Origin of the sequence: Pseudomonas sp. CFBP13509, assembly GCF_005233485.1 — a bacterium.
Lineage (GTDB): Bacteria > Pseudomonadota > Gammaproteobacteria > Pseudomonadales > Pseudomonadaceae > Aquipseudomonas > Aquipseudomonas marginalis.
Map to the genome: position 1 here is coordinate 332,778 of NZ_QGAA01000005.1, position 11,760 is coordinate 344,537.

The 11,760-nt window shown below is 58.0% G+C and carries 10 protein-coding genes; 9 read left to right on the plus strand and 1 reads right to left on the minus strand.

The genetic code is table 11. From position 1 onward, the window contains the following. Positions 1 to 45: 45 nt before the first annotated feature. Complete coding sequence (locus PspCFBP13509_RS11325) at positions 46 to 1,602, minus strand: bifunctional aminoglycoside phosphotransferase/ATP-binding protein (protein WP_065925293.1); 1,557 nt, start codon at positions 1,600 to 1,602, stop codon at positions 46 to 48. Positions 1,603 to 1,720: 118 nt separating this feature from the next. On the opposite strand from PspCFBP13509_RS11325, the gene mrcB reads away from it, so the two are divergent. From mrcB to msrQ, 9 genes are all read left to right on the plus strand, one after another. After that, a complete protein-coding gene (gene mrcB, locus PspCFBP13509_RS11330; protein WP_065938262.1) occupies positions 1,721 to 4,045 on the plus strand; it encodes a penicillin-binding protein 1B in 2,325 nt (774 codons plus the stop codon). Positions 4,046 to 4,061: 16 nt separating this feature from the next. After that, positions 4,062 to 4,796, plus strand: coding sequence for a tetratricopeptide repeat protein (locus tag PspCFBP13509_RS11335; protein WP_137212051.1), 735 nt, complete (start codon positions 4,062 to 4,064; stop codon positions 4,794 to 4,796). Next, complete coding sequence (locus tag PspCFBP13509_RS11340) at positions 4,796 to 5,125, plus strand: YqcC family protein (RefSeq protein WP_065925290.1); 330 nt, start codon at positions 4,796 to 4,798, stop codon at positions 5,123 to 5,125. Before PspCFBP13509_RS11335 ends, PspCFBP13509_RS11340 begins: the two co-directional genes overlap by 1 nt. 431 nt (positions 5,126 to 5,556) lie before the next feature. Beyond that, complete coding sequence (locus PspCFBP13509_RS11345; protein WP_065925350.1) at positions 5,557 to 7,281, plus strand: acetolactate synthase 3 large subunit; 1,725 nt, start codon at positions 5,557 to 5,559, stop codon at positions 7,279 to 7,281. A gap of 2 nt (positions 7,282 to 7,283) precedes the next feature. Beyond that, a complete protein-coding gene (gene ilvN, locus PspCFBP13509_RS11350; RefSeq protein ID WP_003176102.1) occupies positions 7,284 to 7,775 on the plus strand; it encodes an acetolactate synthase small subunit in 492 nt (163 codons plus the stop codon). Between the two features lie 47 nt (positions 7,776 to 7,822). Continuing rightward, positions 7,823 to 8,839: a ketol-acid reductoisomerase gene (gene ilvC, locus PspCFBP13509_RS11355; protein ID WP_003176099.1), complete on the plus strand. Its 1,017-nt coding sequence runs from the start codon at positions 7,823 to 7,825 to the stop codon at positions 8,837 to 8,839. 145 nt (positions 8,840 to 8,984) lie between these two features. Then, positions 8,985 to 9,842 carry a CDP-diacylglycerol--serine O-phosphatidyltransferase gene (pssA, locus tag PspCFBP13509_RS11360; RefSeq protein ID WP_027605398.1) on the plus strand — a complete coding sequence of 286 codons (858 nt, stop codon included), beginning with the start codon at positions 8,985 to 8,987 and terminating at the stop codon, positions 9,840 to 9,842. Positions 9,843 to 9,905: 63 nt separating this feature from the next. After that, complete coding sequence (gene msrP, locus PspCFBP13509_RS11365; RefSeq protein ID WP_065925289.1) at positions 9,906 to 10,919, plus strand: protein-methionine-sulfoxide reductase catalytic subunit MsrP; 1,014 nt, start codon at positions 9,906 to 9,908, stop codon at positions 10,917 to 10,919. Further along, positions 10,919 to 11,539 carry a protein-methionine-sulfoxide reductase heme-binding subunit MsrQ gene (gene msrQ / locus PspCFBP13509_RS11370; protein ID WP_065925288.1) on the plus strand — a complete coding sequence of 207 codons (621 nt, stop codon included), beginning with the start codon at positions 10,919 to 10,921 and terminating at the stop codon, positions 11,537 to 11,539. The genes msrP and msrQ overlap by 1 nt, the downstream gene beginning before the upstream one ends. The last annotated feature ends 221 nt before the right edge of the window (positions 11,540 to 11,760 follow it).

Below are 11,760 nucleotides of genomic sequence, written 5' to 3' on the forward strand. Positions count from 1 at the left end.
TCTTGGGCGTGCGTCCAAGTAGGCGACACGCCCAAGAAATTTTTCTTACAGGCCTGGCAGGCGCTGGCGAATTTGTGCGACCAACGCATCGAGGGTTCCACTTTGGTTGGTCTCGACGCGTTTACTCAGCAACAGTTCTTCGGCGGTCAGTGGGTCACGGTTGGCCTGTTGTTCTTCGATAACGCTCAGGGTCGCGTCGGATGGATCGTTTTTGTCGGCCTGACGTTGCGCCAACCAACTGGTGATAACCGCCTGTGGCGCGTTGCAGTCCAGGATCAGGAACGGCGCCCCCGTGGCTTCGGCCACCTTGGCTGCGGCGTCGCGTTGTTCGCGTTTGAGGAAGGTGGCATCCACTACTACCGGGAAGCCGGCGCGCAGCACGGTATCCGCGATGTCATTCAAGCGAGCGTAGGTCCTGGCGCTGGCGTCGGATGCATAGATGCCGGCCTGGGGCGTGTTTTCCACCTGCTGCTCGCCGAACATGCGCTTGCGCTCCACGTCCGAGCGCAGGCGTACAGCGCCCAATGCTTCCACCAGGCGCATGGCCACGTGGCTTTTGCCCACTGCCGAGACGCCATGGGTAATTGCCAGGAAGCGCGATGGAATGGTGCTGTAGCTTTCTGCCAGGTTGGCGTAGTTGCGGTATTGGCGCAGGGTCGTGGCGCGCTGCACAGGGCTTGCCTCGCTCGGCATGCTGAACAGCGCCACCTTGGCACGTACCAGGGCGCGGTAGGCTTTGTAGAAGTTCAGCACTTCAAGGCCCTGATAGTCACCGGTCAGTTCCAGGTACTGGCTGATAAAGCGCCGCGCCAGGGACTTGAGGCCGCGGTCTTCCAGGTCCATGGCCAGGAAAGCGGTGTCGGCGTACACATCGGTGAAGCGAAACGGCTCGTTGAACTCGATGCAGTCGAAGATCACCACGTTGCCGTCAATCAAGGTGGCGTTGCCGAGGTGGATGTCACCGTGGCACTCGCGGGTGAAACCGTCGAGCTTGCGCTGTGCCAGCAGCGGTTTCAGGCGCTCGAAGCTGCTTTCGGCCCAGGCTTGCAGGGCTTCCAGTTGAATCAGGTCGGCCTTGTCGCTGAGGAATGGGCGGATCTGGTCGAAGTTCTGCCGTACCGGCGCCATCACTTCATCGGGGGTGCCGGCCGCGTGGTCCTGCGGCACTTTTGGTGCGGCGAGGTGAAAGCGTGCGATCTGCCTGGCCATTTCATCGATGTGCGTGGCGGTCAATTCGCCATTGGCTTGCAGGGTGCTGAGCAGTTGGCTTTGCGGGAACTGACGCATCTTCAGGGCATATTCGATCACCGGGCCTTCGCCACCCAATTGTGGGGCTTCGGCAGTGCCGGTAATCGGCAACACTTCCAGATACAGATCCGTTGTCAGGCGTTGGTTGAGGCGCAGCTCTTCGTTGCAGAAGTGCCCGCGTTTCTCCAGGTCGGTGAAGTCCAGGAACCCGAAGTTCATCGGTTTTTTCAATTTATAAGCGTAGGGGCCGGTCAAGATGACCCATGAAATATGCGTTTCGATGACTTGGAACGCTTCAACCGGATGAGGGTACAAAGCCGGGTTTTGCAGGGCTGCGATCAGTGACTGGCTCACGGGCGATCCTTCAGAGTCGGGGGGAAATCATGGCGCGCATTATGGCTGCTACGGGCGGTCGTGCAAACCGCTGTCCGGCTCATGTTGATCATCAATAAAGTGCGTATAATCCGCCGCCATGACTCGAACCCGATCTCCCCGTTCCCGTAAAAAACCTCCTTCCCGCGGCCTGCGCCCGTGGCTTGGCTGGGCGCTCAAGCTCGGCCTGGTAGGCCTTGTGGTGCTCGCTGGCTTTGCGGTCTACCTCGACGCTGTGGTCCAGGAGAAGTTCTCCGGCAAGCGCTGGACTATCCCGGCCAAGGTGTACGCACGCCCGCTGGAACTGTTCACCGGCCAGAAGCTGAGCAAGGATGACTTCCTCACCGAACTCGACGCCCTGGGCTATCGACGCGAACCCGTGAGCAATGGTCCGGGGGCGGCTGCGGTCAGCGGCAACACCGTCGACCTCAATACCCGCGGCTTTCAGTTCTATGAAGGCCTGGAGAAAGCCCAGCCTGTGCGCGTGCGCTTCTCCGGCGACTACGTGGCCGAACTGTCCTCCCTTAACGGTTCGAAGTTGCCGGTGGTACGCCTGGAACCGCTGATGATCGGCGGGATTTACCCGAAGAACCTTGAAGATCGCATCCTGATCAAGCTTGATCAGGTGCCGCCGTATCTACTGGAAACGTTGGTGGCTGTAGAGGACCGCGACTTTTATAGTCACTGGGGCGTTTCGCCGAAGTCGATTGCCCGTGCTGTCTGGGTGAATACATCCGGAGGCAGGATGACCCAGGGCGGCAGTACGCTGACCCAGCAGTTGGTGAAAAACTTCTACCTGACCAACGAGCGCAGCCTGACCCGTAAGCTCACCGAAGCCATGATGGCGATGCTGCTCGAGCTGCACTACAGCAAGCAGGAGATCCTTGAGGCGTACCTCAACGAGGTATTCGTCGGCCAGGATGGTCAGCGCGCGGTGCACGGCTTCGGTTTGGCCAGCCAGTTCTTTTTCGGTCAGCCGCTGTCGGAGTTGAAGCTGCATCAAGTGGCCTTGTTGGTGGGCATGGTCAAGGGGCCTTCCTACTACAACCCGCGTCGCAATCCGGAGCGTGCGCTTGAGCGCCGTAACCTGGTGCTCGATGTGCTTGAACAGCAAGGCGTTGCCACGGCGGAACAAGTGGCCGCGGCGAAGAAAATGCCACTGGGTGTGACAACCCGCGGGAAGTTGGCGGACAGTTCATTCCCAGGCTTTATCGATCTGGTAAAGCGCCAGTTGCGTGAAGACTACCGCGACGAAGACTTGACCGAAGAAGGCCTGCGGATCTTCACCAGTTTCGACCCGATCCTGCAGATGAAGGCAGAAGCGTCGGTCAACGACACCTTCAAGCGCCTGACGGGCCGTAAGGGCGCCGACGAAGTAGAAGCCGCCATGGTGGTGACCAACCCGGAAACCGGTGAAGTCCAGGCCATGATCGGCAGTCGTCAGGCCAGCTTTGCCGGTTTCAACCGCGCACTGGATGCCGTGCGGCCGATCGGCTCGCTGGTCAAGCCGGCGGTCTACCTGACGGCGCTGGAAAAGCCGAGCAAATACACCCTCACCAGCTGGCTGTCGGATGATCCACTGTCGGTCAAAGGAGGGGACGGCCAGGTCTGGACGCCGCAGAACTTTGATCGCCGCTCCCACGGCACGGTGTTCCTGTACCAGGGCTTGGCCCATTCCTATAACATTTCCACGTCCCGGCTCGGCTTGGAGGTTGGCGTGCCGAATGTCCTCAAGACACTCGCGCGCCTGGGCATCACCCGCGAATTCCCGGCTTTCCCGTCGATTCTGCTGGGTGCCGGTGCCATGACGCCGATTGAAGTGGCGACCATGTACCAGACCCTCGCCAACGGTGGCTTCAACACCCCGATGCGCGGGATCCGCAGTGTACTGACGGCGGAGGGGGAGCCGCTCAAGCGCTATCCTTTCCAGATTCAGCAGCGTTTCGATGCGGGCTCCATCTATCTGATCCAGAACGCCATGCAGCGTGTGATGCGTGAAGGTACCGGCAGCTCGGTCTATAAAGTCTTGCCTTCCAACCTGACACTGGCGGGCAAGACCGGTACCAGTAACGACTCCCGTGACAGCTGGTTCGCCGGTTTCGGCCAGGATGTGCTCGCCGTGGTGTGGCTGGGCCGTGACGACAATGGCAAGACACCATTCACCGGCGCCACTGGCGCATTGCAGGTCTGGACCAGTTTCATGCGCAAGGCCGACCCGCTGCCGCTGAACATGCCGCAGCCGGATAACATCGTGCAGGCCTGGATTGATCCGCATACCGGCCAGGGCTCCGATGCCAACTGTCCGGGCGCGGTGCAGATGCCGTATATTCGCGGCAGCGAACCACCAGCCGGTGCTGCGTGCGGTGGCGGAGCCCCTGCAGATGCGGAATCGGTGATGGATTGGGTCAAGGGCTGGATGAATTAAGCAAAGAGGGTTTCAAGTGAACAAGTGGTGGATTCCAGCTATTACAGCTCTGGCTTTGCTCGGCGGTTGCTCCAGCGTGCAGCGCGGCTCTATTCCTGTGGTGGATTCGAGTACAGCTGTCTCCAATAATGACCGGATATCGGCCAATGGCGGTTTCCGCCAAACCGTGACCAACCGTCCGGCCCAGGCCAGGCCTCAGGCCGTGCCGCAGGATTCGGGTGTGGTCGTGATGGTGCCGGGCGGCGGTGCAGCTACCTCGGCGCCAATCAGTGCCGAGCCTTGGACGCCTGGGCCAAGCACCTCCGGGCCGGTCGATTCCGCGCCGATGCAGACCGCGCCGATCAACCAGGGTACCTACACCATGCCGTCGACGCCGAGCGGCATTCCATCGTCCTCCAGCGCTGGCGGTTTGTCAGCCGACGAGCAATTGGATGGCCCGGTGCTGGCGTTGCTGACCACTGCCCAGCAACAGCAGGCGGGGGGGGATTTGAATGGTGCATCGTCGAGCCTTGAGCGGGCCCAGCGTGTTGCGCCCCGTGAACCGCAAGTGTTGTATCGCCTTGCCCAGGTACGCATGGCCCAGGGCGATGCGCCGCAGGCTGAGCAATTTGCCCGTCGTGGCCTGACCCTGGCCAACGGTCGTCCTGATCTGCAAGCCAGTCTGTGGGCTTTGATTGGTGATGCGCGCGCCGCACAAGGTGACGCCGCCGGCGCTGCCCAGGCTCGGCAAAAAGCCAAGGTCAGCCTCTGATGGATGCTCGGTTTCCAGCGATTGCCGAACAGTTATTGCTGATCGAGCGCGAATTGCGCGTGCAGGGCTGGTGGGACGAAGTGTCCCCCAGCACCGAGGCGCTCAGCAGCGTCGAGCCGTTTGCGGTCGACTCACTGGACTTCCACCAGTGGTTGCAATGGATTTTTCTGGTGCGCATGAAACAGATTCTCGAAGAGGACCTGCCGTTGCCCAATGCGTCAGGCATTCTCGAAATGGCCGAGATGGTCTATGCCGATCGGCCTCAGGAGAGTCTTGGTTTACGTAACGCGCTGAAAAAGTTCGATCAACTGATCGTCGACGCTCGTTAATTGCCTGGCTGCCGGTTTTTCCGGCAGTCTTGCGCACATTTCTACCGCTTGACGACATTCAGGCGAGTTTTATCCCTCCTCAAAGCCCTTTCTTCTACGTTCTCATGCGCTTAGTTGGAAAAAAGCGCAATTATTGCTTGACTTGAGAGGCCTGAAACAGAAGAATCCAAAGTCCGCTGTATCGGGACTGCCAGAAGCAGGCCCGCTCAGCAGATCATGAGGCGCACATCCGCGCCGACCTGTTACACCCGCAACGCGTTACCTCGCGCTGGGTGGGAAAAGCCCGCAACACTTGGGACGATCCCAATACTTGCTCAGTCAGTGCTGACGTAGTCGGCGACCACCGTCGCTCATGCTCTGTTGAGAAGTAAACCTATTAAGACCCGTCGGTTTTAAACGGACGGTATTCTGGCGTTTTAGAGGTGAACAACGTGGAGCTTTTATCTGGCGGTGAGATGCTCGTCCGCTTTTTGCGTGACGAAGGCGTCGACTATATCTACGGGTACCCAGGTGGTGCTCTGCTGCATGTTTACGACGCACTGTTCAAGGAACCGGCTGTTACCCACATCCTGGTTCGTCACGAACAGGCCGCGACCCATATGGCTGACGGTTATGCCCGTGCCACCGGTAAAGCCGGTGTGGTACTGGTAACGTCCGGTCCAGGCGCAACCAATGCCATTACTGGCATCGCGACTGCTTATATGGACTCCATCCCGATGGTGATCATTTCCGGCCAGGTGCCAAGCACCATGGTGGGGACCGATGCGTTCCAGGAAACCGACATGATCGGTATCTCCCGGCCGATCGTGAAACACAGCTTCATGATCAAGCATGCCTCGGAAATTCCGGACGTCATGAAAAAGGCCTTCTACCTCGCGCAGTCCGGTCGCCCGGGTCCTGTCGTGGTCGATATCCCGAAAGACATGACCAACCCGGCTGAAAAATTCGAATACGTTTTCCCGAAGAAAGCCAAGCTGCGTTCCTATAGCCCGGCCGTTCGTGGGCACTCGGGCCAAATCCGCAAGGCGGCAGAAATGCTCCTGGCGGCCAAGCGTCCCGTGTTGTACTCGGGTGGTGGCGTGATCCTGGGCGGCGGTTCTGCACCGCTGACCGAACTGGCCAAGCTGCTCAACCTGCCGGTCACCAACACCCTGATGGGCCTCGGCGCATTCCCGGGTACGGACCGTCAGTTCGTGGGCATGCTGGGCATGCACGGCAGCTACACCGCCAACCTGACCATGCACCATGCCGACGTGATCCTGGCAGTGGGCGCACGTTTCGATGACCGCGTGATCAATGGCGCGAGCAAGTTCTGCCCGAATGCCAAGATCATCCATATCGACATCGACCCGGCGTCCATCTCCAAGACCATCAAGGCCGACGTGCCGATTGTAGGTCCTGTTGAAAGTGTATTGACCGAAATGGTTGCTGCGCTCAAGGACATCGGTGAGACGCCGAACAAGGAATCCGTTGCCAGTTGGTGGAAGCAGATCGACGAATGGCGCGGTGACCGCGGCCTGTTTCCTTACGACAAGGGTGACGGCAGCATCATCAAGCCACAAACCGTGATCGAGACCCTCTGCGAAGTGACCAAGGGCGACGCCTTTGTGACCTCCGATGTGGGCCAGCACCAGATGTTCGCCGCGCAGTATTACAAGTTCGACAAGCCTAACCGCTGGATCAACTCCGGTGGCCTGGGCACGATGGGCTTTGGTTTCCCAGCAGCTATGGGTGTGAAACTGAGTTTCCCGGACTCTGACGTCGCGTGCGTCACCGGTGAAGGCAGCATTCAGATGAACATCCAGGAACTGTCGACGTGCCTGCAGTACGGTCTTCCGGTGAAAATCGTGTGCTTGAACAACGGTGTGCTGGGTATGGTTCGTCAGTGGCAGGACATGAGCTACGGTAGCCGTCACTCCCATTCCTACATGGAATCGCTTCCGGATTTCATCAAGTTGGTTGAAGCCTATGGCCACGTCGGCATTCGCATCACTGATCTGAAAGATCTGAAGCCGAAGATGGAAGAGGCGTTCGCCATGAAGGACCGCCTGGTGTTCCTCGATATTCAAGTGGATACCAGCGAGCACGTCTACCCGATGCAGATCAAAGACGGCTCCATGCGCGATATGTGGCTGAACAAGACGGAGCGTACTTAATCATGCGGCACATTATCTCCCTGCTTCTGGAGAACGAACCCGGCGCTCTGTCTCGTGTTGTCGGCCTGTTTTCGCAACGCAACTACAACATCGAAAGCCTGACCGTGGCACCGACCGAAGACCCGACCCTGTCGCGCCTGACGTTGACCACCGTGGGCCACGATGAGGTGATCGAGCAGATCACCAAGAACCTCAACAAGCTGATCGAAGTGGTCAAGTTGGTCGACCTGTCGGAAAGCGCCCACATCGAGCGCGAGCTGATGCTGGTTAAGGTTAAGGCCACGGGTGCTCAACGTGCCGAGATCAAGCGCACTACCGATATTTATCGCGGGCAGATCGTCGATGTGAGCGCCAGTGTTTATACCGTTCAACTGACCGGTACGAGCGACAAGCTGGACAGCTTCATCCAGTCGATCGGGACGGCCTCGATTCTGGAAACGGTACGCAGTGGTGTCACCGGGATTGCCCGTGGCGACAAAGTACTCAGCATCTAACCCAAATTAGCGAATGGCCTTACGGCCTGGATATATAGAGGAACCTCATGAAAGTTTATTACGATAAAGATTGTGACCTGTCGATCATCCAGGGCAAGAAAGTCGCCATCATCGGCTACGGCTCCCAGGGTCACGCGCAAGCTTGCAACCTGAAAGACTCCGGCGTTGACGTGACCGTTGGCCTGCGTAAAGGCTCTGCCACTGTTGCCAAGGCAGAAGCCCACGGCCTGAAAGTGACTGACGTTGCTTCCGCTGTTGCTGCTGCCGACCTGGTCATGATCCTGACCCCGGACGAGTTCCAGTCCGCCCTGTACAAGAACGAAATCGAGCCGAACATCAAGAAGGGCGCCACCCTGGCCTTCTCCCACGGCTTCGCGATTCACTACAACCAGGTTGTGCCACGCGCTGACCTGGACGTGATCATGATCGCGCCAAAAGCGCCGGGTCACACCGTACGCTCCGAGTTCGTCAAAGGCGGTGGTATCCCTGACCTGATCGCGATCTACCAGGATGCTTCGGGCAATGCCAAGAACGTTGCGCTGTCTTACGCTGCCGGCGTAGGTGGCGGTCGTACCGGCATCATCGAAACCACCTTCAAGGACGAGACCGAAACCGACCTGTTCGGCGAGCAGGCCGTTCTGTGCGGCGGTACCGTTGAGCTGGTTAAAGCCGGTTTCGAAACCCTGGTTGAAGCTGGCTACGCGCCGGAAATGGCCTACTTCGAATGCCTGCACGAACTGAAGCTGATCGTTGACCTCATGTACGAAGGCGGTATCGCCAACATGAACTACTCGATCTCCAACAACGCCGAATACGGCGAGTACGTGACTGGCCCGGAAGTGATCAACGCCGAGTCCCGCCAAGCTATGCGCAACGCCCTGAAACGTATTCAGGACGGCGAGTACGCCAAAATGTTCATCAGCGAAGGTGCTACCGGCTACCCTTCGATGACCGCCAAGCGTCGTAACAACGCTGCTCACGGTATCGAAGTCATCGGCGAGCAACTGCGCTCCATGATGCCGTGGATCGGTGCCAACAAGATCGTCGACAAAGCCAAAAACTAAGTCGTACGTATCAACAGAAAACGCGGCTTAGGCCGCGTTTTTTCGTTTGAGGGGCGGGTTCTGGTATAAAGCTGCATCGTTTGCGGGCGAACACTCGCCGCAAGTATTGGTCGAATTTTTTTCACACCGTTGCAAGGTAAAGTCCATGAGCGAACGTCCCGAAGAGCCAAGCCAGGCTTCTGACGCCGAAAGCCTGCTACCGATCGATGAACATGTCGAAGAAGGGCATGACGCTGAAGGCCGTAAGGTCCGGCATCGTGGCATCTATTTGCTGCCCAATCTGTTCACTACGGCAAACCTGTTTGCCGGGTTCTATTCCATCATCAACTCAATGAGTGCCCAAAGTGCCCTGGCGGCGGGTGATGCGGCGAGCGCCAGCAAGTATTTCGGCTTTGCTGCCATCGCAATCTTTGTGGCCATGGTGCTGGACGGCCTTGATGGTCGCGTGGCGCGCATGACCAACACCCAAAGCGCCTTCGGTGCCGAGTATGACTCGCTATCGGACATGGTTGCCTTTGGTGTTGCGCCTGCACTGCTGGCCTTCGCCTGGGCGCTGGGGGACATGGGCAAGGTTGGTTGGATGGTCGCCTTCATCTATGTCGCGGGTGCGGCGTTGCGTCTGGCGCGCTTCAATACCCAGGTGGGTACTGCTGACAAGCGTTACTTCATTGGTCTGGCCAGTCCGGCGGCAGCGGGCGTGGTCGCGGGTATCGTCTGGGCGTTCAGTGACTACGGCATCCAGGGTTCAAAAATGTCGTTCCTGGTGGCGTTGATGGTTGCTGCGGCCGGTATGCTGATGGTCAGCAACATCAAGTACAACAGCTTCAAGGAGCTTGATCTCAAAGGGCGTGTGCCTTTCGTGGCGATCCTGGCAGTGGTATTGGTGTTCGCGGTGGTCTTCAGTGATCCTCCTCGGATCCTGCTATTGGCCTTCCTGGTCTACGCCGCTTCGGGGCCGATTCAGTACTTGCTGCATATGCGTCGGGACAAAACGTTGCCTTAATGTAATTTCCCCCATACTCCGCAGTCTATTGGTGCATCAGTTCTCCAATGCTGCGGAGTTGCCATGTTAATCAAATTGCCCAAAGCGTCCGATTGCCAAGAATCGGATGTCACGCCTGAATCCTTCTACCTTTCTCGCCGTAGCTTGCTCGGTGGTGCGCTTGCCAGCATTGCTGCCAGCAGCCTGCCGCGTTGGGCCAGTGCTGACGAGGCCGCGCGTTATCCCGATGTTGAGCCTGGCAAGGCGCCCAATTGGTTTGCCGAAAAATTGCCGGCAACGAAATGGCAGGCGGTGACGGTCAAGGATGAGCCCATCACCCCGTTCAAGGACGCAACCCACTACAACAACTTCTACGAGTTCGGTACAGACAAGGGCGATCCTGCGAAAAATGCGGGCTCGCTCAAGACCGAGCCCTGGAGTGTGGTGATCGATGGTGAGGTCGCAAAGCCGGGGCGTTACGCCCTTGAAGACTTCATGAAGCCCTATCAATTAGAAGAGCGGATCTACCGTTTACGCTGTGTCGAGGCGTGGTCGATGGTCATCCCGTGGATGGGTTTTCCGATCTCTGCCTTACTCAAGCAGGTTGAGCCGACCTCCAAGGCCAAATACATCCGCTTTGAAACCCTCCAGGATGCCAAGAGCATGCCTGGGCAGCGTTCGAGTTTTGGCTTGATCGACTGGCCTTATGTAGAAGGGCTGCGTCTGGATGAAGCGATGAACCCTTTGGCGATTCTGGCCGTTGGCATGTATGGGCGCGAGTTGCCCAATCAGAACGGTGCACCGTTACGTCTGGTCGTACCTTGGAAGTACGGTTTCAAGAGCGTGAAATCCATCGTGCGTATCAGTCTTGTAAGCGAGCAGCCCAAAACCACTTGGCAGAGTATCGCGGCGGATGAATATGGCTTCTATGCGAATGTGAACCCTACGGTGGATCATCCCCGCTGGACCCAGGCGCGGGAGCGTCGTCTGCCAAGTGGGCTGTTCAGTCCCAATGTGCGTGAGACGCAGATGTTCAATGGCTACTCGGATGAGGTCGCCTCTTTATATACAGGCCTCGATCTGCGGAAGAACTACTGATGCGTTACCCCATCTGGCGCATTGGCGTTTTTATAGCTGCGGCAGTGTGGCCGTTATTATGGCTGTATGAGGCATGGAGTTTTGCCTTGGGGCCGGATCCGGGCAAGGTGCTGGTTGATCGGCTTGGCCTGGGTACCCTGATCCTCTTGCTGATTACCCTTGGAATGACGCCGCTGCAGAAACTGAGCGGTTGGGCGGGGTGGATCGCGGTGCGCCGGCAGCTTGGATTGTGGTGCTTTGCTTATGTAGTGGCGCATTTAGCGGCTTACTGTGTGTTTGTCCTGGGGCTGGATTGGTCGCAATTGGGTGTGGAGCTGCGTAAGCGGCCCTACATTATTGTGGGGGCGCTGGGGTTCTTGTCTTTGTTTGTGTTGGCGGTGACTTCTAATCGCTATAGCCAACGCCGACTGGGTAGTCGCTGGAAGAAGCTGCATCGGCTGGTGTATGTGATTCTTGGGCTTGGTCTGTTGCACATGCTGTGGATCGTGCGAGCTGATCTGAAGGAATGGGCTATCTATGCTTCTATAGGTGCGTTGCTTCTGGTACTGCGTGTACCGCCAGTGGCGCGCCGAATCCCCCGACTTATTACTAAAAAAGCACCCACTGCAACAAAAGCGTAATTAACGCTTGACCGCAGATTGTAGACGTCTATAATTCGCCCCACTTCCGGCGCAGTCGAAACTCAAAACTCCTTGGTAAACAAAGAGTTATGCAGAATAAGGCAGCGGATTGCTTCAGTTCATCGAAGCCCAGAAGAAGTTGGTAGGGTCGTGTTGTTTGACGCTATTAACGATTCGATCTTCTCGGTCGAAAGCGGAGAAAAAGAGGTGTTGACAGCAGC

What these genes read in the sequence shown, in the direction of transcription:
- msrP (WP_065925289.1), top strand. Translation starts at nt 9,906, where the DNA reads ATGTTAATCAAATTGCCCAAAGCGTCCGATTGCCAAGAATCGGATGTC.
- ilvC (WP_003176099.1), top strand. Translation starts at nt 7,823, where the DNA reads ATGAAAGTTTATTACGATAAAGATTGTGACCTGTCGATCATCCAGGGC.
- mrcB (WP_065938262.1), top strand. Translation starts at nt 1,721, where the DNA reads ATGACTCGAACCCGATCTCCCCGTTCCCGTAAAAAACCTCCTTCCCGC.
- pssA (WP_027605398.1), top strand. Translation starts at nt 8,985, where the DNA reads ATGAGCGAACGTCCCGAAGAGCCAAGCCAGGCTTCTGACGCCGAAAGC.
- msrQ (WP_065925288.1), top strand. Translation starts at nt 10,919, where the DNA reads ATGCGTTACCCCATCTGGCGCATTGGCGTTTTTATAGCTGCGGCAGTG.
- PspCFBP13509_RS11340 (WP_065925290.1), top strand. Translation starts at nt 4,796, where the DNA reads ATGGATGCTCGGTTTCCAGCGATTGCCGAACAGTTATTGCTGATCGAG.
- ilvN (WP_003176102.1), top strand. Translation starts at nt 7,284, where the DNA reads ATGCGGCACATTATCTCCCTGCTTCTGGAGAACGAACCCGGCGCTCTG.